Origin of the sequence: Marinobacter sp., assembly GCF_965229985.1 — a bacterium.
GTDB lineage: Bacteria > Pseudomonadota > Gammaproteobacteria > Pseudomonadales > Oleiphilaceae > Marinobacter.
The window spans coordinates 3586884-3612120 of record NZ_OZ245935.1 but is presented as its reverse complement, the minus strand read 5'-3'; the positions used below and the strand labels follow the sequence as shown (position 1 = coordinate 3612120).

Below are 25237 nucleotides of genomic sequence, written 5' to 3'. Positions count from 1 at the left end.
GAACCAGTATGAGACTGAAAAAACAGATGCTGACCCGCCGACTTCTCACGGCCGCTCTCTGCAGCGGTGCAGCAGCCACCGTCCAGGCCGTCGAGAATGGTGCAACCAACTGGCCCAACGGTGTGAATACCGTATTACCGGCAATGATGCCTGCCCCGGGAGAAACACAGTTCTACGGCTACACCGTGTTCTACTCCGCGGATGAGTTTAAAGATACCAACGGCGACACTCTGCCCGGAAAATTCGAGCTGGACGTATTTGCCCAGGCATTCCGCCTGAATCACACCTGGGACCACCAAACCGATTCCGGAATCACCTTCACCAGCGGCGCCATCCTGTCTGGTGGCCGCAACTCCCTGGATGTGGGCGTGGCAGACGACTCGGAAACCGGTCTGAACCAGATCTACCTCACGCCGCTGTACGTGAACTGGTCGGCCTACGAGGCCCTGCATTTTTCAACCGGTTTCAGCGGATTCATTCCGTTGGGCGACTATGATCGCAACAACCTGATCAACACCACCAGCAACACTGCTTCCTACGTTCAGGAATTCAATATGACCTGGTTCGCGAACCAGCAGTGGGAGCTGTCACTGTCCCCCACCTTCACCTTCAATTTTGAAAATGACGACACCCACTATGAATCCGGTGACGTGTTCAATGTTGATTACTTTGCCGGTTACCGCCCCGTCTCCTCGCCACAGTGGCAAATCGGCGTTGCCGGGCACTACACCAAACAGTTCTCGGACGACGAGATAAACGGCCAGACCGTCGGTGACGGCAACCGCATCCAGAAGTTGGCGATAGGGCCTCAGGTTTTCTACGGCCTCGGCCCCAAAACCGCCATCGTTTTCAAATATCTGCATGAAACCGAAGTGGAGAACAGTTCAGAAGGCGGCTCCTTCTGGTTCCAGTTCGCCATGCCCCTGTAACCATCAGACTGCATGTGCGAACACGGGCTACACCGGCCCTCCTTAGTTCAAGCAAACAAAAACAAGAGGTTGATATCATGACTACACAAACCAACACCACCACCCACACCGATGCCGTTGTTGTAGGCGCCGGCTTTGCCGGTCTCTACATGCTCCATACCCTGCGCGACAAACTGAGTATGAAAGCCGAAGTTTTCGAAGCCGCCGATGACGTAGGGGGTACCTGGTATTGGAACCGTTATCCGGGCGCGCGCTGCGACATTTCCAGTTATCATTACTCGTTTTCTTTTTCTGAAGAGATCCAGCAGGAATGGAGCTGGTCTGAAAAATACGCGGGCCAGGCTGAAATTCTCGACTACCTGGGATTTGTCGCAGACAAACTGGATCTGCGTGATGATATTACCTTTGAGACCCGCGTGATCTCCTCGGATTTCGATGAGCGCACCAACCGCTGGACCATCAAAACTGACCGGGGCCACACGGTGATCTGCAAATACTACATCTCCGGTGTTGGCACCCTCTCCACAGCAGCAATCCCGAACTATCCGGGCAAAGACTCGTTTAATGGCGAGGTTTACGCAACCTCCAGCTGGCCCCACGAAGGCGTCGACTTCAGCGGCAAAACGGTCGGTATTATCGGCACTGGCGCATCCGCCATTCAGGCTATTCCCCTGATTGCCGAAGAAGCCAAACACCTGACGGTCTTCCAGCGCACGCCAAACTACGCCACACCCTTGCAGAACGGCCCGATGGAAGAGGCAGAGGCCAGTGCCATCAAGGCAAGCTATGGTGAGTTCCGTAAGGAAGCCCGCGCTGCACTGGCCGGCGTACCCTTCCCGAACATGCGGGAGTCCATCTTCCAAGATAGCCCCGAAGACGTGCAGAAGCATTTAGAAAACTGCTGGAACGAAGGTGGTTTTGCTCTCTGGCTAGGCAGCTACGGCGACGTATTGTTCGATGAAAGAGCCAACGAAATCGTGGCCGAATTTGTGCGCAACAAAATCCGCGAAAGGGTCAAGGACCCGAAAACTGCAGAGCTTTTGTGCCCAGACTACCTTTACGGTACCAAACGTCAGCCCTGCGAAACCAACTATTTTGAGACCTACAACCGGGACAACGTTTCTCTGGTCGACATTAAAGCCAATGCGATTGGCCAAATTACTGAGAATGGTCTGAAGCTGGCCAATGGCGAAAACTATGAATTCGATTGTCTGATCTACTCCACCGGCTTCGATGCCTTCACCGGTCCGCTGTTCAAGCTCAATCTAACCGGACGCAACGGTGTACGACTGCAGGACTACTGGAGCGAAGGTCCTCGCACCAACCTCGGGCTGATGTCCAACGGATTTCCGAACTTCTTCATGATTACTGGTCCGCAGAGCCCCTCGGTACTATTTAATATGCCCCTGGGCATTGAGCAGCATGTTGAGTGGATAGCCGATACCATTCGGCATATGGAAGCCAACAGCATCAACACCATTGAGCCCGAAAAAGCCAAGGAAGATGAGTGGCGTGAAGTGGTGGAAGGCATTGCCAACTCAACTCTACTGCCAAAAACTAATACCTGGTACACCGGCTCGAACATTCCGGGTAAGCCTCGTTCCTTTATGGTGTATCTGGGTGGTGGCGCATCCTACAAACAGGTTTGCCAGGAAGTCGCTGAGAACGGGTATGCAGGATTTATCCTTGAGAACGCGAACTCCGACCAGGAGGCCATTGCATCGTGACCTCTTTGACAGGGAGCTGAGGCTCCCTTTTCCTGGCGCCCCAACGGGCGCCGGGCTTTTAGCCTTTATTATTTCATCAACTGATTCACTTATATCCTGAAGCTTTCGTGCGCTACAGTGTTCGCCCCTTAGAAAACAACACCTTCTCGCCATCCTTGTTTCTGGGCACGATTCCTGCTCCGATCCCCTAGAGGGGCTATTCCTTTCATCAGGCAACGTTTACTCTTGATAATTACAACAACCCGGAATGATCCAATGCCAACAACCACCGATCCCAAATTCCCCACCAGCCAGGATCTGGTAAACCAGATTCGGTTCGAGCCCAGGTTGGGCAGGGTATGGATGCAAGAACAACGTATGTTGCTGGTCCACAGCAGCCTGTTCCTCAACTTGCGCGATGAGCTGGTTGCAACCATTGGCGAACAGCGTTCCAGAGGCTTGCTAATGCGCCTGGGATTTCACTCGGGCTGGCGTGACGCTGAGCTTGCCCGCAAGCTCAGGCCGGAGTTAAGCACGGCCAACGCCTTTGCGGCCGGTCCGCAACTCGCCATGATCAAAGGTATGGTGAACGTTAAACCGATCCGGATGGATTTCGATCTTGATGAAGGAAGTTTTTACGGAGAGTTTCTATGGGATGGGGCCTTTGAAGCCGATCTGCAATTGGCATCAGGAAACCAGAACGAGAATCCAGTTTGCTGGCTACTGACCGGGTATTCCAGCGGTTTCACAACCTTTTATATGGGGCGCCAGGTTCTTTTTCGCGAAGTGGAGTGCCAGGCTAGGGGAGATCAGCAGTGCAGAATAGTCGGAAAGCCCGCCAACGAGTGGGAAGATCCCGAGGAGTTGAATCGTATTCTTCAGCCGGATGCCCTGGCTGATGAGTTGTTCTCGCTTCAGAGTCAACTGAGCGAGCTGAGGGCCAGCCACCATGAGCACTACGATCAGGACGATATGGCGGTCAATTCCGTCGGTAACTCCCGACGATTCCGAGAGGCCTGGAACTTGCTGCAAAAAGCCGCCGACAACAACGTCAGTGTGCTGCTCCAGGGCGAGACGGGTGTCGGCAAAGAAGTGTTTGCCCGAAGCCTGCACCTGCATTCCAGGCGTAAGGACAAACCCTTCATCGCCATTAATTGTGCCTGCATTCCACCTGACCTGATTGAAGCAGAACTGTTTGGCGTTGAGAAAGGAGCCTTCACTGGAGCTCATACCAGCCGCGAAGGAAAATTCGAACGGGCCAATAGCGGAACCCTGTTTTTGGATGAAATGGTAGAACTGTCTCCCCGTGCTCAGGCAACCCTATTGAGGGTACTGCAGGAAGGGGAACTTGAGCGCGTCGGTGGCACTGAAACTCGAAAAGTTGACGTTCGACTGATCGTAGCGACCAACGAAGACCTCGAAGAAGCCGTCAGAACAGGAAAGTTCCGAGCTGATCTATATTACCGGCTTAATGTTTATCCGGTCCATATTCCGACCCTTCGTGAACGCCGGGATGATATTCCATTGCTTGTCGAACACTTCCTTAAAAAGTTCCAGGCCCAGTATCAAAAAAAGATTCCCGGAATCTCCGATAAAGCCAGACAAGCACTGATGGAATACAACTGGCCCGGCAACATCCGGGAACTGGAAAACATGGTTGAACGCGGCATTATCCTTACGGACAACAACCAACTCATTGATCTCGAATCCCTGTGTCCCGCACTGGAGAAGCCTGAAGAACCAGACGTTGAAATAACCCAAGGCGGTCACCTGAAGGAGTCACAAAGTCACCATTTCAGTAAGCCGGATCCAAAGTGTGAGGCAATGCTCGAAGATGGCTTCGAGTTCGGAGATTTTGAAAGGAGGCTGATCTGCACCGCGATGTACAAATCAGATGGCAATGTGTCCCAGGCTGCCCGTCTTCTCGGGCTCACTCGTGCGCAGCTTGCCTATCGTCTGGAAAAGGTCGCGTCGGATTCTTGATCCTTACTCGGTAACAGCCAGATTCTCGATATATCCTAGCTGACCACTCTCTAACCTAACCCATTGCCAGGCTGTAACAACCCCGCCCCGTCATCATACTGGCGTTGGCGCCGTTCCCGCTGGCAATAGGATCACCGAGTTACCGCTTCCCTGCGCGCCAGACGAAACACCTCAAGCGGAAGGCGGCCCCAGCATCAGAGGCCGCGAAGGGGATCGCCTGGCAAGCCCAGAAACGGCTTTGCGGTCGCTACCGAGATCTCATCCAGGCGGGTAAGAACAGCAAGCTGGTGTGTGTGGCGATTGCGAGGGAACTGGCAGGTTTTATCTGGGCGATCGTCCGGGAAGAAATGCCGAGGGTTCGCGGGGCCGTGAATGCCAGATGAACCCTAAAAACCCAAAAGCAGGCATAGGATGAGGTAAAGAGGCACGTTGAGTCAGGGCAGGGCCAGGCCGGTGTGGAGAACCCTTGGGGACACTAAACCGGCAGTGGCCGGGACCCGCCCAGAGGCGGTTCCCGGCCACTGATCCCTGCTGCTAGAGAAAGGCCAGCTCCGCGACGTAGTGAAGTCAGGTCGGTAACCAATCCACGTATATCAGTATGATCCACCGTCGCAAACTGCCTGGCCGTGTTCTGATCCAACGTGCTTAGCCGGAGGTGCAACAACGAACATTGTGCAACCATTTGACAGGTCAAAACACATCAGTGTAACCCTTCCTTAGATTGAAGAAATCCAGACAGATCCGTCAGGCCTGTTCGGAATGCTCTTGCCAATAGAGCTCTTACTGATTCCGGGCAGTGTGTTTGACCTGATCTTCCGACCTCACTTCTTAAGGCGATCTAGCTGTTCCAAGAGCCACCTGAACGAGAGGCTATTCAGGTCCAGGGCGTATCAACTGAATTTGCGGACACTACTGTGCAGATTGTCCGACACATCTATTTTCGGAAGCCACTGGAATATTAGAAGGTGCGCACGCAACTCATCAGCTAGTACTGCAACCTCTTACTCCAGGTAGCTCCGATGTAGGTGTAACTGGAGGCAGCCAGTTTGGCAACAAACACCTGAGCCGAGGGGATACCGCAGTGACCGCGATAGCCAAGAGTTCCTGGATGGCTCTGACACTGGCATTGGTACTGGCGCCGATTTAACGGATTGAGAGCCCCCTTCCAATGTGGATCTTCATACTGAAGCAGCGCTGTTGATTTTTGGCAGCTGGTGTATCTCCGAAGAGCGCCGGCCCCTTTTCTGCGCCTGACCAAAGAGCCAATTTTTGCACCCAATCACAGGCGGCTGGTATTTCCCGTCGGATTGTTATTCGGCGGATTTAGACCATATATCAGGATTGGGCGACTGCCGATTCAGATACATCAAGGCATTGCCAATGGCCGTTTACGGAGGCATCTGGTTCAGCGATTTCGTGAACCAGGCGCCCAATATCTCGACGATGTGTCGCCTTTGAGCTTCTCATAGGGCCAGACCATCCTCAGCGACGCTACACCGGGTCTATTTTCCACCTCATAAAGGCTGGAGATTAGGATCAACGCCAGGTCGGTCAGCCGACCTGGCGTTTGGGCTGGATGTTCTGGATATCACGAAATTGCGATCTGCATAGCAAACCACAATACTTTGGCAGCAAAACTCATACTGAAGTCTCGAGCCCTTAACATTCTTTAGGAGCATCTGTCTAGAGAAAACTTGACACCCTTCCCCGCGAGGATCATTTTGGCAGTAAAACTCATCGGTGAAGATGGTAAACAACACTGGAGTATTTGAAAGATTCGATAAAGCCCTATGTGACTGGGAGTACCATCGCAAACAAGAAACGCATTCATGTCGTGGAGCACGATGACAATGGTAAACCTCATAGAGCCAGAAGAGTTGCCTGTATGGGTGCCAGGCGAGATCCTGACCGCCAGTGACGGCCTAGGATGGCGTGATGTAGGGCAGCGTTCTTACAGATACACAGGCTTGGATGTCCCTATACCCCCGATGAATCACTATATGATAGTCCGGTACTTCCAAGGCCAAACCCCAATGGACAGGCGCGTTGAGAGCCGTTGGAAGCGAACGACTTGTGTGCCAGGCCATATTTCTCTGCTGAGTCGAGCGAGGCCATCAGATTGGCGCTGGACTCAAAATATTGACGTATCGCACGTGTACCTTTCCGAACGGTTAATGTCACGAGTAGCACAGGATATTTTAGACCGTCCAATATCCGAGATTTGTCTACATGATGTACTGAACGCGGAGGACCCTACCATTAGTTCAATCTCTGATGCCATCTTAGGAGAAACACAGACGTCCGCGATTGGCGGCGCAGCCTATGCAGAAGCTTTGGGTTTGCAGCTCAGCGTCCATCTGTTGCGAAAATATGCGGACGTCAGATTCAGGAAGAGTGTCAGTCAGTGTCGACTTTCAAAACGTCAGAAGTGTGCGTTGACTGACTTCATCCAAGCGAATTTAGCTCGCCAGATCAGCATAGAACAGATGTCAGAGGTGGTTGGCTTGGGCGTTTGGACATTCTATCGACGATTCAAGGAAAGCTATGGCGTGACACCTTGCGCACACCTTTTGGACAGACGCATCGAACAAGCGAAAATGATGTTAGTGAATGGCTCTTGCCCTATCAAAGCCATCGCAACTGAGTGTGGCTTCTCAGATCAAGCTCATATGACCCGAGCTTTTCGACGCAAATGGAACCTGACGCCCGGCCAGTTGCGAGGGTGCGGCGATCATTAGCTCGCTCTTTTAATTCCCCTCCTTCCAATCAATTCAATCACAGAGAAAGGTGGCGCTCAGGCCACCTTTCTCATCATCGGCCAATCAGTCGAGATTGTTGTAGGTTGTAGCTTCGAACTCATAAAAGCCCGGATACGATGAACAATCGTAGAATGGCAGAATCTGAGTTGCCCAATAGCCGGCGATCCCCTTGGTCTTATCGACCCACAGATAGCAATTGGCGAGACCGGCCCAAGCCATCGAACCGGAGGATCGTCCCGTAGGCGCCATCTCACGGTTAATCATGAACGCATGGGACCAACCTTTATCTACTCCCGGTATAAATTCGCCGCTGTTAGCAAGGGTCGGGTCGGATGTTTCCCAGAACCCGATGGGAATGCTCGAACCAGCATAGCCGTCTTTAGCCAGCAGGTGTACTGTTTCAGGTTTTAACACCCTCCCGTGATCGCCTGCACCGTCGTTCAGGATCATACGTAAGAATCTCATGTAATCCTTGACGGTTGCATAGAGCCCATGCCCACCCATGTCCATCGCAGGTTCTTTCGGTAAGGTTAACTCTGGAACGGGTACCAATTGACCGTCCTGAGCCCTTGAATGTATTGTGGCTCGTCTAGCGATCATGTCCTCGTTTACCGAAAATGCGGTATCTGTCATGCCAAGGGGCTGGAATATATGCTCGCCCATAACTTCTCCAAGTCGTTTCCCTCGCAATTTCTCCACGATCAGCCCTAACCAGTCAGTATTTACCCCGTAGGTCCAGGCGTCACCCGGATCGTGCTGTAGCACTGTCTGGATGGACTCTTTTGTGCAGGAGATAATCGACGGAATGTCCTTCAGCTCCCGGTAGCGCTTGTCCTCGGCGTTGAAAAAATCGTAGCTAAGCCCCGAGGTTTGCAGGAGGAGGTCACTGACCGTGATTCTTCTTTTTGGTGGCCTGAGCCGTGGTTGACCGTCAGAACCGAATCCATCAAGCACTTGCAAAGTATCGATTTCCGGCAGGTAGTCCCCTGCCGGATCATCGAGCCGAAGCAGCCCTCCTTCAACCAGCTGCAGCGCGCAGACACTGACAATCGCTTTTGTCGTGGAGAAGATTGCAAACACGGTGTCCAAGTCCATTGGAGCTTGTTGATTGAGTTCTCGTACACCTGCAGCACCTTCGTAAATATTGTGGCTCCGATTGGTAACCATGGCGACCACACCTGGGGCGCCGCCATGGCGCCCCGTTGTCTGTTTTAGTACTTTGTCCAACGCTACGTTAAGTTTTGTATTGTTCATTTTCCACTACCCCTCATTAATATCTGAATTGTTTCTTCGCTGCATAACTCAAGCGAATACAAATCCTGGGTAGTTATTCTCAGCCAACTCAACACAACGTTGGTTATAAACATTTACTCCTCCACAGTAGGAGAGCAGTCGTCTGGGTTTGCCAGGAACGTTGGCCCCCATGTACCAGCTATCCACCAGCGGGAGGAGTGTCTGATTTGTCACCTCGTCATGGTGACGGACCCATTCGTCCTGGAATTCCTTGGTTGGCTCTATCACCGTTTTATTTTCTTTTCTTGCATACTCAATGATATCGGTAATCCAGCCCACCTGCTGTTGAAGGCAAGTCGTCATATTGCACAGGGCAGCGGAAGGGGCAAGCGGTGCACCGGTGGTGAATAAATTTGGGTATCCATGCACCTGCAGACCCATTGCGGTGCGGATTTCATTACTCCACTCTTCCTTCAAGCTCATTTTTTCCTTACCGCGTATGTCAATTCGCGTGAGAGCACCTGAGCCGGCGTCAAAACCTGTTGCCAGTACAATTATGTCTACGGCATGAACTGTGCCGTCCTTCATCAGGACGCCTTCCGGGACGATGCCTTCGATCGGTGTCTCCCGGCAGTTCACTGTCTCGACATTCGGTTTCAGGAAGGTTTCTAGATAGCCGGTATCCAGAGGAACACGCCGGATACCGAACCCGTAGTCCATCGGGATAAGAAGGTTGCAGAGATCCGGATCGTTGTTCAGTCGCTCTGCCATTTTCGCACGCACAAACTCGGAGATCTCTTCGTTTACCGCCTCGTCGCTGAACATCTCGGGATATGAGGAGAGCCATAGGGCTAGCGAACCATCGTTGTAAAGTTGCTCCAGGGTCTGTTTACGTTGTTCTGGAGTGTCCGAGTACCATGACCGCCCATCGAAGTCATAGTCAAACCCAGCGAATGTGTTAAGCACTCGGTTTTTAAGATAAGTAAAGTTTTCCGACCAGGACTTCCAGTCCTCCTCTGTATATTTCGGATTTCTCATCGGAATGGTGTACTGAGGAGTGCGAACAAAAACCTTAAGTGTCTCCACCTCGGGCGCAATAGTCTGAATGGCTTGAATCCCGGTAGCGCCTGTGCCAATCACTGCTACACGTTTGCCTTTGAGCTCTACTCCCTGTTTGGGCCAACGGGAAGTGTGGCAAATCTGACCCTGGAATGTGGACTGCCCTTTGAAAACATCCTCGAGCGGGGCAGACAGCATTCCTGTGCAAGCGATCAGGTACTGTGCTTCCAAGTGATCACCTTTGTCCGTTCTGATCGACCAGCTATTTTCCGCTTCATTCCAGTGTGCTGAGTCAACCCGCGTATCAAACTGAATGTCTTGATAAAGATCCAGTTTGTCTGCGACATAATTTAGCCAGCGCTCGCTTTCGGGCTGAGCCGGGAAGCGCTCTGAGGGTTTCCAGTTCTCATAAAGCTCTTTCGAGAACCAGTACTGATAAATCTCAGCCTGAGAGTCGAATCGGGCACCCGGGTATCGATTCCAGTACCACGTGCCTCCGACTCCCGAGGCTGTCTCGATAACTCGGACGCTCATTCCGAGGGAGCGGAGTCTGTGCAACTGATACAATCCAGCGACTCCCGCTCCGATCACTACCGCATCATAGTAATTAGAATTCTTTTCAACGTTCATCTCAAACTCCTTTAGTTTCCTGTATAGGGAAACTTTGTTGTATTTGTTTATAGTTTGCGCGCACCATTCAACGGTACGGCAGCTTTCATATTGAGACGATGAGTGCGGTTTGGTATTGAACGAGGCTGGCAAGATTTTGCATTTGGCTGGCAGATTCCGAATCGTAGGCTCCAATCATCCAGAATACGCGCGTCGTAATCGTTCCTTCCGGGACCCAATCAGGTTACTAACCTAGATCATCCAGTGGGGCGGGATATTTCTGGACAAATCGATGTCGAACGGCTGGAACATTCGTTCCTGCCGGTAATGCAGCAAGACGTCAACGTATCTGCCAATGATGGAATTGGCCAGCAAGTTGGGACCACGGTATAGGTGAGGTTAGAAAGCCATCTTCGCCGGTCTTGCAGGCATACTTGAGACGAATGCGACAGAGAACTTGGATGCAGGCGGGAATGCCTTCCGGACAAAGTCATGACATCTTCACCAACTTTGTCTGGCCTTTTGAATCGCTCCCGCTCCCATTTTTTATATCAGAACATGAAGCGAATCCGCGCCAAAGTAGAGATCATAATTTTCTCGTCCGGGCGATTGAAGAGTACTACAACCGCTTCGTCGAAGGGGTTCAGTTCCATCGCCTCCTGTACCAACAGCGAGAGTCCGTTGATGAATATTCGCATGTTCATCAACGGACTCTCGACAAAGGCGCACCGGCATGGTGAATTCCGACCGCATCATTTTCGCAACCACGACAATAATAAAGCAATTGATGTGGCGCATGTTGAGGCAGGAAATCTTTTACGTCGTCAGGTCGCGAAAGAACAGCTCATGCTCACCGGGTAACGGCTCAGACCCTGGCATAATGAAAACGCATAATCCAAGTTACCCTGCCAGAATGTCTGGACTTCCCCCAATAAAATGGACACGCCCCATTAATTGATTCCTTCGAACTCTATCGGAGTCCGGTAACCAAGGCCACTGTGCAGCCGTTGGCTGTTATAAAAGCACTCAATATAGTTACTTATATGGGGTATCCGGATTAACTGGTTGATACGTGCGTTAGCGTTCAAAAGTAGAACTCAGGTGAGCAACGGAAAATATAGTTTATCGTGAGACACACGACATTTCCGTCAAAGTGGCTCCAAACTCCAGCCTTGTTCAGTAGCAAGCAAGCGTTCTGTTAGTCCGAGGTTTTCCAGAAATGAGTCATCATGCGACACTACGATCAACGTGCCTTGGTAACTACGCAACATGATTTCCAATGCCTGTACTGAGGGCAAATCAAGGTGGTTGTTCGGTTCATCAAGTAACAAGAGTTGCGGTGGTGAATCGGCGTAGAGTATGCAAGCGAGAGCTCCCTTTAGACGCTCACCGCCACTCAGCGACCCGCTGGGTGTCGCTATCTTCTGCGCGTCAAGTCCTAGTTGAGCCAAGCGCATGCGCAGGTCCCCTTCGGTAGCTGTGCGATTGGCCAATTGTAACTGTTCTAGTACCGTATTCTCTGGATCCAAATTTTCTAATCGCTGATCGAGATATGCTCTCTCCGGCGTCACCTTGGATACCCCAGCCAAAGGCGAAACTTGTCCTGCAAACACTCGAAGCAATGTGGATTTACCACAACCGTTCGGGCCGACTACACCTATACGCTGTTGTCCACCCAGGATCAGGCTTATGGTTCGGGTTGCTCCCGATACGTACGGCAGCTCCACGTCATTCAATTCGGCCACGCGACGCTTTGCGGCCTGCGTGATTGGTATTTCATGCAGGGTTATTTGCGACTCATCTTCAACTTGTTGTGCGGCTTCACGCACGCGTTGGTTGAGTTGTGCCCGGCTGGAGGCCTGTTTCTGGCGCAGCGCGCCTGACGATGTCTCGCTGCGCTCTTTCTGACGATCCAGCAAGATCTTGGCTTGATTGGCCTCTTTGCCTCGCCGGTTACCGCGCGCTTGCCGTTGTTCCTGCCGTACACGCTGCTTCCGCATCGCCTGTTCCTGCCGTTGGCGTTCAAGCTTGCGCTCACTCAGGCTTTGTAGGGCGTTCTGTCGTTCATGTGCCTTAGCCTCGGCATAAAATGAGTAGTTGCCTCCGTAGCTTTGCAGCCCCAGGGAAGACAATTCCACGATGCGCTCCATGGACTCCAGCAACTGCCTGTCATGGCTGACCACGATCAGCCCACGCGGCCAGCGTTGTAGTTGTTCGATCAGCGCCTGTCGGTTCGGTCGATCGAGATGGTTGCTCGGCTCATCGAGAATCAAGAAGTCTGCATCCGAGAGCATGGCACCAATCAAGGAAATTCGCATCGCCTCACCGCCGCTCAGGATGCTGGCAGGCGTATCTGTTTCAAGGTGGCTCAAGTTATTGCGCTCAAGTTCATAGCGGAGTCGCTGGTGTATGTCCCAGTGATCTCCTACGGCATCGAAATCCTCCGGTGCTGTACTGCCTGACTCAATACGTGCTAGCGCATCCAGCGTGTGCTTTACCCCCGCCAAGTCGGCCACTGTAGAACCATCAGGGTGCACCACTTGCTGGGCGAGGTAATGCACGCTGCCGGAGCACTGCCAGTGGCCGGTGGTTGGTTGTAACAACCCAGCCAAGATGCGTGCTAGCAAAGTTTTACCGACACCATTGCGTCCGACCAGTCCTGTTGCGCGCATATCGAACTGCTCGCGAAGGTCGGAGAAAAGAGTTCTGCCGTCTGGCAGAACGTGGGACACGTTTTTCAGTACGAGATGGGTATTCGTCATGCTCTCTTCCAAAGATGCCAAGAACTCCCCCTGCTACTGGGGGCTGGTGGAGACTGGCCGTCATAACAACGGCGGCATCAATGGCGCATTGGACAAACACCTCATATTGGAAGGAATAGGCTAATTATTGTACAAGCACTTGCAGAAATGGACAATGCAGTAATTTCAGCTGATTGAACCAACAAACTCATGACCGAGATGCCCGACAACATCCTGCACCTGCCTGAGTACCAGGTACTGGGCTTCAAATCCACCGACGACGAAATGCACTTCCAGGTGGATGCGCCCAATCCCATCGCCTGCGAGGAATGCGGCGTGCAGGGTGAATTCGTGCGGTTCGGCAAGCGTGATGTTCCCTATCGTGATCTGCCCATCCACGGCAAGCGGGTCACCCTCTGGGTGGTCCGCCGCCGGTACACCTGCCGGGCCTGCAAGACTACCTTCAGGCCCCAGCTGCCGGAGATGGTAGACGGCTATCGCATGACACTGCGGCTGCATGAGTACGTGGAGAAGGAAGCCTTCAACCATCCCTACACCTTCGTGGCAGCACAGACCGGCCTGGACGAGAAGACAGTACGCGACATCTTCAGCACCCGTGCCGAGTTTTTGGGGCGCTGGCACCGCTTCGAGACGCCCCGCATTCTGGGCATCGACGAGCTGTACCTGAACAAGCGCTACCGCTGCATCCTGACCAACATCGAGGAGCGAACCCTACTCGACCTGCTGGCCACTCGCCGACAGGACGTGGTGACCAACTACCTGATGAAGCTGAAAGACAGGCAGAAGGTCGAGATCGTCAGCATGGACATGTGGAACCCCTACCGGGCAGCGGTCAAGGCCGTGCTGCCACAGGCCCGCATCGTGGTCGATAAGTTCCATGTGGTGCGCATGGCCAACGATGCCCTGGAAAAGGTGCGCAAGGGTCTCAGGAAGGAGCTGAAACCCTCCCAGAGCCGAACCCTCAAGGGAGACCGGAAAATCCTGCTGAAACGCGCTCACGAAGTTTCAGACCGAGAACAACTCATCATGGAGACCTGGACGGGCGCATTCCCGCAACTGCTGGCTGCCTACGAGCACAAGGAACGCTTCTACGACATCTGGGACGCCACCACACGGCCCCAGGCAGAAGCCGCTCTGGACGACTGGGTAGCCACCATCCCGAAGGGCCAGAAGGAAGTCTGGAGCGATCTGGTCAGAGCTGTGGGCAACTGGCGCGAAGAGATCATGACCTACTTCGAGACAGACATGCCGGTCACCAACGCTTACACGGAGTCCATCAACCGACTGGCCAAGGACAAGAACCGTGAAGGGCGTGGTTACTCCTTCGAGGTGATGCGGGCACGAATGCTCTACACCACGAAGCACAAGAAGAAGGCCCCGACTGCGAAAGTCTCTCCGTTCTACAAGAAAACCATCGGTTACGGACTGCCGGACTTCGCAGAGGAACTCAACTACGGAGTCGATCTATCAACCATCTGAGGGTGGCATCAGGTTGGTGGGGTGAAGGTGCCCCATCAACCATTAAATCCGCATACCCCATTAAAGCCGGCTACGCGTTCGATGAATCTCCGGTTGGCAGCAAATACCTTACCGCCAGAGTCCCAAGTTCCGACCGTCACTGGCTAACACTGGGCTTTCAGTGGCTGGCCCCAAGAAACTACACTCTGGATCTCGCCGCGGGATACTTGATTATGGATGATCCGAAAATTTCAGAGCTCGAACGTGATGTCGATGATAATCCGATCCGTAATCAAGCCATTCTGAAAGGGGAATACGCCATTGACGCCTGGGGGATAGGCGTACAGGTTAGCAAAGCGTTTTGACCCAGTAATCAATCTATCAACCTCACTATCACGAGAACCCTGCTTGAGTACCAATTTGCCTTGGTAATGTCATTAGGGCCGCGACCGTGGTATACGGCATCAAAAGCCTTACCCAAGCGCTTTATTGCAAAGTCAAGGTCGTAACCCTTGCTATGTATTAGGCCGGCCCAGAAAGGTAAAAGGCGTCCTAATCAACGTTTGTGTCCCGCTTTGCCCCCTCTAAAGGGGGCTTTTTTAGGTTCATCACACTTTAACGTATAGCGCTGCTCTTCTCTCCAGGAGGAGGCAGTAGTTATTCCGCGAACCAAAGGCCATATGCTCAATTGACTCGATGACCTAACCCAAGGTAACTTTCCAATTATCCTGAAAGTCTTTCTCTGCGATAAATTCCTTTAGCTGAAACCCCAATCTTGCGTATTGCCCCTTCTACACAGGTCCCCAGCTTGCCAAAGGCGACATGCAATCACGTCTGATGCTGCCAAAGTGCTACAAACGGTGCTTCAAGACAATCATTTTCGCATCAGCATGAAGTGTATTCGCTATGGAACTCGAGCCAGGCGGGAATGTTTGAAAGACTCAGATCTAATTGAATGCCATACACGGCATCCCTCCATTTGACGGAGGAAAACTCCTTCACATGTGGGAGCCGTCGAAAGGTATGGGGAAACGCAATAAGGAAGCCACTCTCTCGCAACTCCAGTGTCTGATTGAGGAAGGGTGAACGAGTAGTATACGAGTCATAAGTGCACGCAAAAGCAGTTTTTCGACTTTCACTTTCCGGGAAAACGATGGCGTGAGAAGACAACGCAGGAAAGGCACCGTCTAAGCGTAAGTAGCTCGAAAGCATCCCCAAACGACTCGAAGGCGAGATCACCTAGTGGACATTCGAGCACCAGCTACGCCTTGCCAATAGCGTTCGGCAGAAAAGTTTTCCGAATACGCCTAGGTAAACAGGGCTTTTTCGCGCGGCCCGATAATAGGAAGAACTAAGCACCAACAGAAAAGAGAACCGTCCATGGTTAGAGTTCGTCGACTAGTCCCGTCAACTTATGCAGACACAACCTTTGATTGGAGACAACGTCACTGGTCTGGCTTTGGGCTCTTTTGGCACCTGCGGTGAATTGGCCGTGCCAACTTGCCAATCACTTTTAAGGACAGATCACTCCGGGGCCGGATGCAACAGGCGAGCACCCGCCGCTGGGCAAGCGCTTTGTCATCAATATGCGCTTTACTCATCGGCCGAGCATCGTATTCACCCTCTACCACTTGAACTTGGCAGACTCCACAGCCACCACCACGACACCCAACCGGGATACCGTTTTTTCCTGACCCCATCATGCACTCAAGCACGTTCTGCCGGGCGTCACAGGGGAAGTCCAGATCCAGATCATCGAGATGTATCCGATAGGACATACCAAATTCCTCCACCTGTTTTTGTCATTGTTGGCTTACCGCTTTGTGGTGATGAGGGTTATCAGGTCATCACCGTCAGAAAACTCTCCCGGGGCGTATTGTCCTGCGAGAACTGGGCGGGGCCCATTTCTGACGTGTCCCACGTTAATGTCGGAGTGTCAGGATAGTGGACATACCCCCCAGCGAAGACTTCGTTGCGATTGCCCGATGGATCAAAGAAATAAATAGTGTTTCCGCGGGTTACACCATGGCGGTTAGGGCCGACATCTACAGGTATCCGATATTTCCCGATCATGTCTGCCGCGTAAATGACATCTGTCGCCGATTCAAGCAGGAATGAGACATGGTGGAATCGCCCAGGCTCCGGCTGTATCACAAACGCCACGTCGTGGGGTTTTGTGGAACAACTAAGGAACAACGCCAAGGAAGCCTCGCTTTCCTGGTCCTCAATACGTTCGGCGAGATCAAAATCAAAGACCTCCTGAAACAGACGCGCGCACTCATCAATATTGGGTCCGCCGAGCAAACAGTGATCCAGACGATTGATCCGGAAACCCCGTATCACACCCTCATCAGGCATTACACCGGGGTTTCGGGTACCCAAGGTGTTGCCAATCTGTTCTTTCTCGGCGAACAAATGCATCCGGTGGCCTGAAGGCAGAGTAAACTCAAGGCGTCGACCACTCTTCGGGTAGACGCCCGCTTCGATACGCGAAACTTCAAGCCCGAACTGTTCAATTTTCGGTTCGAGGCTGTCGAGCGTGGCATCGTCAAAAACCTTGAATGCCACGTAGTCTAACCCAGCCTCATCTGCCTCACGCAGCACCACTGAATGATGGTCATGCTCGTCCCAGGCCTTAAGGTAAATTTTTCGGTCCGCCTCGTTGGACATCACCTCAAGGAGCCCCATTCTATCTACATAATGAGTTCGAGCGTCATCCAGATCGAGAACTCGAATACCGATCTCACCAAGCCGCAGAACACCTCTCATAGCCATGGTTCACCTCTTTTTGTTGTCTTGATTTAAGTTTCGCCTTTTGGCGGGTCAGCCTCAGCTAGCAACGGCCTTCATCAAGCCACGAGCTTTCGCCATCGTCATGGCTGTGTCATCAATCATGTCTTCCTGACCACCAATCATCTTCTGTCGGCCCAGTTCCACCAGAATATCCCGAGCAGGCACGCCATAACGCTCAGCAGCCCTTTTCGCGGGCAACAGAAAGGTGGAATATACACCTGCATAACCCAGGGTGAGGGACTCCCGGTCGACACGGACGATGTGGTCCATCATCGGTACGATGACGTCTTCTGCGACATCCATCAGCTTGAAAACATCGATTCCTGTCTCAATGCCCATGCGCTCACATACAGCAGCGAACACTTCAAGCGGTGTGTTGCCGGCACCGGCTCCAAGGCCCGCGACTGATCCGTCAATACGGGACGCGCCGGCGTCAATCGCCGCGATGGAGTTGGCTATCCCCATACCCAGGTTATGGTGCCCATGGAAACCAATTTCCGTTTCCGGTTTGAGTACATCTCGAAGCGCTTGAACGCGATCCTTTACGTCTGCTGGCAACATGTAGCCCGCAGAGTCCGTGATATAAACGGCGTGGGCACCGTAGGACTCCATCAGTTTTGCCTGCTCAGCAAGCCCTTTAGCGTCGTTGAGGTGCGCCATCATAAGAAAACCCGTGGTGTCCATTCCCAACTCACGGGCACAGGCTATATGCTGGGGTGAGGTATCCGCCTCCGTGCAGTGGGTCGCTACATGAACGCTGCGGGCGCCTGACTTATGAGCCGACTTGAGTTCATCCATGGTGCCCAGTCCCGGAATAAGCAATACCGACACTTTGGCCTGCTTCATCCTGGACGCCACTGCGCTGATATATTCCTCATTGCTGGCCATGGCAAACCCATGCTGCAGCGAGTTGCCACCAAGCCCAGCCCCGTGAGTCACCTGAACGTAAGGAACACCTGCATCGTCCAGAGACGTCGCAACCTTCACCATTTGATCTACGGAAATCTGTTCGCGCTTCGCGTGCATACCGTCCCGCAGACACATGTCGTGCAGAATTACCTTCCGGCCTTTGAGGTCGCCGGAGATCATTGAGTCAGTCATTACGCTACCTCCACAGGCTGGGGATTGAATGTGCCTTCGAGAATTTCCTGGGCAAACATTTCCGCCGTCCGGGTTGCAGCGGCGGTCATGATGTCGAGGTTGCCGGCGTATTTGGGCAGGTAATCCCCCAGCCCTTCCACTTCCATGAAGACCGTAACGCGCTTACCGTCGAATACTGGGCCGTTTACCAGCCGGTAACCTGGAACGTATTTCTGCACTTCCTTGATCATCGCTAACACCGATGCAGTAATCGTTTCCTGATCCGGCTCGTTATCGGTGAGACAGGAAATGGTATTCCGCATGATCATGGGCGGGTCAGCTGGATTGATAATTGCTAGTGCCTTGCCCCGTCTGGCACCACCCACCTTGGTCAGCGCACCTGACGTGGTGTAAGTAAATTCATCGAGATTGGCCCGAGTGCCAGGACCGATCGAACGAGAGGAGAGGGTGGCCACGATCTCTGCATAATCCACAGATTGAACATTAGATACTGCGCGTACGATGGGTATCGTCGCCTGACCAGCACAGGAGATCATGTTCACGTTCATTTCATACTTGTCGGTATGTTCTTTGAGATTGACAGGAGGCACGCACAGCGGGCCAATAGCCGCGGGCGTTAGGTCAATCATCAGCACTCCAAGAGCATTGAGTTTGCGACTGTTTTCCGCGTGCACGTACGCGCTGGTCGCATCAAACGCAATCTGTATTCCATCCTGCTCGACATGTGGTAGAAGGCCGTCAACGCCTTCAGCTGTCGTCTTCAACCCCATTTCCTGGGCACGCATCAGGCCCTCGGATTCCGGATCAATACCGACCATCCAGACCGGTTCCAGGTACTCACTGCGTTGGATCTTATAGATCAGGTCGGTACCAATGTTTCCGGACCCGATCAGCGCACATTTGATTTTCTTCATGGTTTAATCCTCCGCCTTTGTCAGGTCCGCCAAGTCAGCCTGCTGGGCTTTAAGGACTGGTGATACACCTGCTACATAAAACTCGGCACCAGAATGTTCAGTAATAAGAATCCGCACAGATTCGGCCCGTACACCCAGGCTGGATGTCACAGCGTCGGTAATTGCTTTCGCGGCACTGGACTTCTGCTCAGTGGTGCGACCTTCCATCAAATGCATCTCGATAATGGGCATATCCTGCTCCTTTTGTTATTCGCCGAACCGCACGGAAACACTGCCGAGGTCCTGGTAGCGGGCAATCACATGGTCGCCCGGTGCTACGGCAACGGCTTCGGTAATACCGCCGCTCATGACAAAGCTGCCTGCCGGGAGAGTCTCCCCCAGGTCGTGAAGGATGTTTACCAGCATGGCAACGGCCTCTGCCGGGTGGCCTAGTACGGCCGCTGACGCGCCCATCCCCACAATCTCACCATTCTTTTCCATCACCACGCCCAAAGTGCGAAGGTCGAGATCCTTCGGGTACCGAGGGCGCCCCCCGCCCACAAACCGGGCAGACGACCCGTTGTCCGCAATCACGCTTTCGAGGTCGAACTTGAAGCCGGCAAATCGCGAGTCAATGATTTCAATTGCCGGCAGCACATAATCTGTTGCATCAAGAACATCCTGGGCGGTGATTCCCGGGCCAGCGAGATCCTTGCCGGTCACGAAGGCCACTTCACACTCCACCCGCGGATGCACCAGATCGGAGGTGGACACCACCGAGTTTTCCGGCCGGGCCATCCTGTCCGTCAGGAAGCCGATGGATGGTACGTTCACGCCCATCTGTTCCATTTTGGCCTTGGAGGTCAGGCCCGCTTTCCATCCAACCAGCGTGTGTCCGCTCTTAATAAACCGCCGGCGCAATTCGGACTGAACGGCATAGCCGTCCTCAATGGTCATGCCGGGATATTCGTTGGTCAGTTTGGGGATGGCATAAGCGCGGGTCTGAGCCCCTTCGATCCGCTCGCACAGGCGCACGATGTCTTCCCGATTCAGTGTGACGCTCATACGGCATTCCTCCCTTCAAAACGAACCTTGCAACTACCGACGCCACCTATCGTGCAAACCAACTCATCGCCGTCAGTGACCTGCACCAGATTGGATTGAGAGCCAGACAAAATGACTTCGCCGGCCTTGAAGGGAATCCCCAACTCACCCAAAGTGTTGGCGAGCCATGCCACAGCGTTGGCAGGGGAACCCCGAACTGCGGCCCCTACACCGGTGGAATAAAGCTCACCATTTTTCTCCAGCACCATACCGGCGAGAGTGATGTCCACTTCACGGGGATCAACTTTGCATGAACTAATCACGTAGACCCCACAAGAGGCGTTGTCAGCTACCGTGTCCTGGATCTTGATCTTCCAGTCGCGAATACGTGAATCCACGATTTCAAAGCAGGGAGCCACATAATCGGTCGCACGGATCACGTCCATGGCTGTGATCCCAGGCCCCTTCAAGTCCTCTTTCAGCACAAATGCCAGCTCTGCTTCGGCCTTTGGCTGAATCAAGTCGTCAAGAGCAATGACATCACCTTCCTGGTAGACCATTTTTGAGGTCAACTGCCCAAAATCCGGTTGAAACACACCCAAAAAATCCTGCACGGCTTTGCTGGTCACACCGATTTTCTTACCAACCACCGTTTCACCTGCATCCAAACGTCGCTGGATGAATCGCAGCTGGATTTTGTAGGCATCGTCAAGACTGATGTCCGGATCTCGCTCAGTGAAAGGCGCGATGGTCCTGCGTTCGACAAACGCCTGATAGAGCTCGTCGCCGTATTGATCAATTATTTTCTGGTCCATGTCAGCCTCACATTTTGATGCAAACGTTGCGCATCTCGGTGTAGAACTCCAAGGAGTGCACACCACCTTCACGACCGATGCCCGAAGTTTTGGCACCTCCAAAGGCGGTTCTCAGATCCCGGAGGAACCAGCTATTAACCCAAGTAATCCCAACATCGACTTTGGCCGCAACGCGGTGCGCGCGTGTGAGGTTGTCAGTCCAGATCGTGGTGGATAGTCCGTAATCGGAAGCATTAGCTAACTCGATGACTTCCTCTTCGGTGTCAAAGGGTCGGATATGACAGCAAGGGCCGAAGATCTCTTCCTGAATTACAGCGGACGACTCCTGAAGATCCGTCCAGATCGTCGGTTGAACCCAGGCACCTTCGGCAAGCTCACCTGGCATTTCCGGAACACCACCACCAGTTACAATCGTGGCTCCATCTTCTTTGGCCTTGGCGTAATAGGATAAAACCTTCTGCCGATGCTCCTGACTGATCAGCGGCCCGTAATTCACACCATTGTCGGTGGGTCGGCCAAACTTGACGTTTTCAACCTTATCTTTGAGGGCGGCTACGAAACGGTCAAAAATTGGACGCTCGACATAGACCCGCTCAGTCCCAAGACATACCTGACCGGTATTGAGGAATGCCGACCGGAAAATGCCGTCAATTGCCTTATCAAAATCACAGTCGGCGAACACGATTCCGGCATTTTTACCACCCATCTCAAACGACACGTCCCGAATGCCATCCGATGCGGCCTTCATGATCGCCGAACCGGTTCGTGTTTCGCCGGTGAAGGTGATGGCATCAACATCCTTGTGGCGGGTCAGAAACTCCCCGGCGGAGTCTGGACCAAATCCGTTAATGACGTTGTAGACGCCTTTGGGGATGCCTACCTTGTTCATTACCTCACCCAGCAGGGTTGCAGTCAGAGGAGATTCTTCCGAAGGCTTAACCACCACGGTATTTCCACATGCCAGGGCGGGGCCAACTTTCCAGGTCATCAGCAGGAATGGGGCGTTCCAGGGCGCCACTACGCCAATCACCCCTTTGGGAACGCGAACACCATAGTTCAGGGCACCACGACCGTCCGGAGTGTCCATGTGAAAACTCTCAGTTGGGACATTCTTTATAATGTCCGCGAAAACCTTGAAATTTGCGGCGCCGCGCGGGATAAATACGTGGCTCATAACATGTTCGGGCTGCCCTGTGTCTGCCATCTCGGCGTCGACAAAATCGTCGAAGCGACGGGTGATTTCATCGGCCACCTGGTAAAGCAGATCCACCCGTTCATTTGTGGCCAACTTGCCCCACTCTCCTGTCAGTGCATGCTTTGCCGCAGTTACAGCCTGATCCACCTCTGGCTGCCCGGCCTCCGCAATCGATGCTATGACTCGGTTGTCGACAGGGGACCGCTTTTCAAACCGCCTGCCAACGCTAGAAGCGACAAATTCGCCGTTTATGAAGTTATCTATCTGGCGCATATTGATTCCTGCTTGTTCTGTTTCAGAGGAGCTGGTCTTCAGCGTCCTTGATAGCGGGTTATTCCAACCTATTTCGAGTGTAGGATTCCGAATCTATACCGTCTAATACCATTTAGACAGTCAGCCATTACCTTTTAGGTATGCATTGCACGACACCCTCTCCGGTATGGAAGATGCCCTCGGCGTCAGCTGACCACGGTCAAGAAAGTTTCGTGTAGTTTCCGCTGAGGATAATCGAGCCCCTGGCCGAAATTATCGAAGGTCCACGTCAGAGGTTCGTAATCGGGATAAGGCTGATATCCACCCATAAAGGTTTCAAATCGGTTTCCCGACGGATCCCAAGCGTAGATTGTGCAACCACGCGTAACACCATGGCGAGTCGGTCCGATGTCCACGGGCACTGAGTTCATCGACATTATGTCGCCGGCTCGAAGTACCCGCTCCCAACTCTCCATCAGGAAGGAACAGTGGTGGAGTTTGCCCGGTTCGGGATATTCAGCGAAGGCAATGTCGTGGACCTTGTGGGAGCATGACAGCCAGATAGCGGCCTCGCTGTCGCCGTCTTCGCCGAGCACGCGCTCAACAAGATAGAAGCCAAGTACATCAGTGAAGATCTTTTTGACCTCGTTAATATTCGGCCCGTACAGCAAGGTATGATCAAGCCGGACGGGGGCAATACCTCTCTCAGAATCCGCGCACCAAGGCCCCGGATTAACTAAAGGAATTCCATTACCTACCGCAGTTTTTTGAGCATAGAGCTCGATCTCATGTCCTGAAGGAAGGGTAAAGCTTACCCGCTCGCCGGTTTCAAGAAGATCACCAGCCGGGATACGCCTGGTCTCGACCCCATATGCGTTGAGGTCGTTCTCCAGCCTGTCGAGCGTCTCATCATCAAGCACTTTAAACCCGAAGAAATCGATACCCGCATGGTCGGACTCTCGAAGGATATAGCTGCTGTGATCGCGCTCATCCCAGCATTTGAAGTAAACGCGTCCCCTTTCATCCCTACCTGTTTCAACAAGTCCAAGAACATCTCGATAAAAGGTCACCGCTTTTTCAAGTTCAAGTACACGTACCTGAGCGTGTCCTGGGCGCAAAACTCCGGTCATAGCCATGATGAACTACCTCTCTCATTATTATGTTTGTGTTCAGATAGATTTGAATAAAGGGCTCCGAACCTGCTGGGCATCCGCCGCGGAGATGAATTTCTCGGTGTAAATGTCGCGTTCAAACAGACGCCCCTGCATTAATGTGGAGATACAGGAATCGATCATTCTTGGCGGACCACAAAGATATGCTTTGTTACCGCTGAAATCGTTGCCAAAGTGCTCTCTGGCCGCGTCGTGCACGTAACCGCGGAACCCTTCCCAAGATGAGGCCTCAGGCTCGTCGGACAGGGCCGGAACATAGGTGAAATTCTCATGCTGCCTTGCCAATTCGAGAAACTCATCGTGGTAGTAGAGCTCCTCTTGCGAGCGCTGGCCGTAAACGAGGGTGATGGGTAGATCAAACCCTTCATCCAGGAGATCAAGAATCATCGACCTTGGGCTGGAAAGGCCAGAACCACCGGCCATGAAGATCACTGGAACCTGCGCAGATTTCTTCACAAAGAACCTTCCGTAAGGCCCGCTCAAGGTCAGCACGTCACCTTCTTGGAGCTCTTCATGGATGTAAGTTGTACCCTTGCCACCCTGAACAATCCTTACATTAAGTTCAATCTCGCCAGACTCAGACGGGGCGTTGGCAATTGAAAACGCTCGATGTCCGATTCCATCGGGCAATTCCAGATTGATATACTGGCCCGCTTGGAATGCCACCTCCTCACCGGACTCAGGCCTCAGCCAAATGCCCTTAATGGTAGGAGTAAGGTCCGCTATCCGAGAAACCACACATTGGTAATCTCTAACCGGCAAATTCTGCGCATCCGGATCGTCTTCAATCTCTGCCTCAATCACAAGATCACTCTCGGCAGTGGCACAGCACGCCAGACACTTCTGCTCTTCGCGCTCGAAGTCCATCAGTGCAAAGTCGGAGACCTCTCCGTGCTCCACTTCGCCGTCAACCACCTGAACTTTGCAGGTCGCACACAGTCCGTGGCAGCAGGCATGGGGCAGGTAGATGCCTGCTCGTAGAGCGGCGTCGAGTATGGTCTGGCCATCCTCGATCTCGACGGTTTGGCCTAATGGTTCAATGGTCAGCTCGTAACTCATGGCACCCTCCGGAGATTAACCACAGACTGTGTTCAGCGAAGGCGTTTTGAAACGCAGCAGCGCCTTATGACCAACGCCATTGGCCGCAAGACTGGCATCCCAGTCCGGTGTCCAGGGTTCATTGCCCTTGAGCCATGTGACCGAGTCCCAGTCAATTTTTTTGGCGTCCGGATCAGCGCTCAGCAACGGAGCCAGGTTGTTCTGAACCAAGTCACGGAACACGGTTTCTGGGGTTGGGCATAACAGGAAGGCAGAGGCAAACAGCAGATGATTATCCCAGCCGACATAAACCAGCTGATTGCCGTTAAAGTTCTCGACGCGATCACGCGCAACACCGATATATTCTTTTCTGGAAACAACTGACATTTTGCAGCTCCTTGTTTTTGTTCTCACCGCTGGCCGCCCCAGATTCCCG

At 53.0% G+C, this 25237-nt stretch carries 23 protein-coding genes; 8 read left to right on the top strand and 15 right to left on the bottom strand.

Annotated features, from left to right (window positions below; translation table 11 throughout):
* Positions 1-8 precede the first annotated feature (8 nt).
* From ACO06L_RS16450 to ACO06L_RS16435, 4 genes are all read left to right on the top strand, one after another.
* Positions 9-929 (top strand): SphA family protein, encoded by a 921-nt coding sequence (locus ACO06L_RS16450; protein ID WP_336144596.1) that lies wholly within the window; start codon positions 9-11, stop codon positions 927-929.
* Positions 930-1006: 77 nt separating this feature from the next.
* Positions 1007-2656: an NAD(P)/FAD-dependent oxidoreductase gene (locus ACO06L_RS16445; RefSeq protein ID WP_336144595.1), complete on the top strand. Its 1650-nt coding sequence runs from the start codon at positions 1007-1009 to the stop codon at positions 2654-2656.
* Between the two features lie 255 nt (positions 2657-2911).
* Positions 2912-4618, top strand: a complete 1707-nt coding sequence (locus tag ACO06L_RS16440) for a sigma 54-interacting transcriptional regulator (protein WP_421845986.1) — start codon at positions 2912-2914, stop codon at positions 4616-4618.
* Between the two features lie 1829 nt (positions 4619-6447).
* Complete coding sequence (locus tag ACO06L_RS16435) at positions 6448-7356, top strand: AraC family transcriptional regulator (RefSeq protein ID WP_336144643.1); 909 nt, start codon at positions 6448-6450, stop codon at positions 7354-7356.
* Between the two features lie 84 nt (positions 7357-7440).
* Here ACO06L_RS16435 and ACO06L_RS16430 read toward each other — a convergent pair whose 3' ends face one another.
* A complete protein-coding gene (locus tag ACO06L_RS16430) occupies positions 7441-8631 on the bottom strand; it encodes a serine hydrolase domain-containing protein (protein ID WP_336144642.1) in 1191 nt (396 codons plus the stop codon).
* Positions 8632-8679: 48 nt separating this feature from the next.
* Positions 8680-10299: an NAD(P)/FAD-dependent oxidoreductase gene (locus ACO06L_RS16425; protein ID WP_336144641.1), complete on the bottom strand. Its 1620-nt coding sequence runs from the start codon at positions 10297-10299 to the stop codon at positions 8680-8682.
* Positions 10300-10770: 471 nt separating this feature from the next.
* On the opposite strand from ACO06L_RS16425, the gene ACO06L_RS16420 reads away from it, so the two are divergent.
* The gene (locus ACO06L_RS16420) at positions 10771-11139 is read left to right on the top strand and encodes a hypothetical protein (protein WP_336144640.1); all 369 of its coding nucleotides are present in this window, start codon (positions 10771-10773) and stop codon (positions 11137-11139) included.
* A gap of 89 nt (positions 11140-11228) precedes the next feature.
* On the opposite strand, the gene ACO06L_RS16415 is transcribed toward ACO06L_RS16420, so the two are convergent.
* Together ACO06L_RS16415 and ACO06L_RS16410 are read right to left on the bottom strand one after the other, a co-directional pair.
* Positions 11229-11366, bottom strand: coding sequence for an IS3 family transposase (locus ACO06L_RS16415; RefSeq protein ID WP_421845983.1), 138 nt, complete (start codon positions 11364-11366; stop codon positions 11229-11231).
* A 60-nt stretch (positions 11367-11426) separates the two neighbouring features.
* Positions 11427-13040 carry an ABC-F family ATP-binding cassette domain-containing protein gene (locus ACO06L_RS16410; protein WP_202348825.1) on the bottom strand — a complete coding sequence of 538 codons (1614 nt, stop codon included), beginning with the start codon at positions 13038-13040 and terminating at the stop codon, positions 11427-11429.
* Here ACO06L_RS16410 and ACO06L_RS16405 point away from each other — a divergent pair.
* The 3 genes from ACO06L_RS16405 to ACO06L_RS16395 all read left to right on the top strand — a co-directional run bounded on the left by ACO06L_RS16405 (position 13039) and on the right by ACO06L_RS16395 (position 14863).
* On the top strand, positions 13039-13164 hold the full coding sequence (locus ACO06L_RS16405; RefSeq protein ID WP_265103152.1) for a hypothetical protein: 126 nt from the start codon (positions 13039-13041) through the stop codon (positions 13162-13164). The two genes, ACO06L_RS16410 and ACO06L_RS16405, sit on opposite strands and share 2 nt — an antisense overlap.
* A 65-nt stretch (positions 13165-13229) precedes the next feature.
* Positions 13230-14519, top strand: coding sequence for an ISL3 family transposase (locus tag ACO06L_RS16400; protein WP_336144226.1), 1290 nt, complete (start codon positions 13230-13232; stop codon positions 14517-14519).
* Positions 14520-14521: 2 nt separating this feature from the next.
* Positions 14522-14863: an outer membrane protein transport protein gene (locus tag ACO06L_RS16395; protein WP_421845979.1), complete on the top strand. Its 342-nt coding sequence runs from the start codon at positions 14522-14524 to the stop codon at positions 14861-14863.
* Positions 14864-15943: 1080 nt separating this feature from the next.
* Here the strand turns inward: ACO06L_RS16395 and ACO06L_RS16390 are convergent.
* The 11 genes from ACO06L_RS16390 to ACO06L_RS16340 all read right to left on the bottom strand — a co-directional run bounded on the left by ACO06L_RS16390 (position 15944) and on the right by ACO06L_RS16340 (position 25188).
* Positions 15944-16276 carry a 2Fe-2S iron-sulfur cluster-binding protein gene (locus tag ACO06L_RS16390; RefSeq protein WP_202348800.1) on the bottom strand — a complete coding sequence of 111 codons (333 nt, stop codon included), beginning with the start codon at positions 16274-16276 and terminating at the stop codon, positions 15944-15946.
* A 61-nt stretch (positions 16277-16337) separates the two neighbouring features.
* On the bottom strand, positions 16338-17273 hold the full coding sequence (locus ACO06L_RS16385) for a catechol 2,3-dioxygenase (protein ID WP_202348801.1): 936 nt from the start codon (positions 17271-17273) through the stop codon (positions 16338-16340).
* A 54-nt stretch (positions 17274-17327) separates the two neighbouring features.
* Positions 17328-18392: a 4-hydroxy-2-oxovalerate aldolase gene (gene dmpG / locus ACO06L_RS16380; protein ID WP_227716191.1), complete on the bottom strand. Its 1065-nt coding sequence runs from the start codon at positions 18390-18392 to the stop codon at positions 17328-17330.
* Entirely contained in the window at positions 18392-19306 is a 915-nt protein-coding gene (locus ACO06L_RS16375; RefSeq protein ID WP_202348802.1) for an acetaldehyde dehydrogenase (acetylating), read from the bottom strand. Before ACO06L_RS16375 ends, dmpG begins: the two co-directional genes overlap by 1 nt.
* A 3-nt stretch (positions 19307-19309) precedes the next feature.
* Complete coding sequence (locus ACO06L_RS16370) at positions 19310-19537, bottom strand: tautomerase family protein (RefSeq protein ID WP_202348803.1); 228 nt, start codon at positions 19535-19537, stop codon at positions 19310-19312.
* Between the two features lie 15 nt (positions 19538-19552).
* Positions 19553-20350: a 2-oxo-3-hexenedioate decarboxylase gene (gene dmpH / locus ACO06L_RS16365; protein WP_202348804.1), complete on the bottom strand. Its 798-nt coding sequence runs from the start codon at positions 20348-20350 to the stop codon at positions 19553-19555.
* On the bottom strand, positions 20347-21144 hold the full coding sequence (gene dmpE, locus ACO06L_RS16360) for a 2-oxopent-4-enoate hydratase (protein WP_202348805.1): 798 nt from the start codon (positions 21142-21144) through the stop codon (positions 20347-20349). Before dmpE ends, dmpH begins: the two co-directional genes overlap by 4 nt.
* 7 nt (positions 21145-21151) lie before the next feature.
* Positions 21152-22612: a 2-hydroxymuconic semialdehyde dehydrogenase gene (locus tag ACO06L_RS16355; RefSeq protein ID WP_202348806.1), complete on the bottom strand. Its 1461-nt coding sequence runs from the start codon at positions 22610-22612 to the stop codon at positions 21152-21154.
* Positions 22613-22797: 185 nt separating this feature from the next.
* The gene (locus ACO06L_RS16350) at positions 22798-23727 is read right to left on the bottom strand and encodes a catechol 2,3-dioxygenase (protein WP_227716190.1); all 930 of its coding nucleotides are present in this window, start codon (positions 23725-23727) and stop codon (positions 22798-22800) included.
* A gap of 33 nt (positions 23728-23760) precedes the next feature.
* Positions 23761-24822: an NADH:ubiquinone reductase (Na(+)-transporting) subunit F gene (locus ACO06L_RS16345; RefSeq protein ID WP_202348807.1), complete on the bottom strand. Its 1062-nt coding sequence runs from the start codon at positions 24820-24822 to the stop codon at positions 23761-23763.
* Positions 24823-24837: 15 nt separating this feature from the next.
* Positions 24838-25188, bottom strand: coding sequence for a phenol hydroxylase subunit P4 (locus tag ACO06L_RS16340; RefSeq protein ID WP_202348808.1), 351 nt, complete (start codon positions 25186-25188; stop codon positions 24838-24840).
* Positions 25189-25237: the final 49 nt, after the last annotated feature.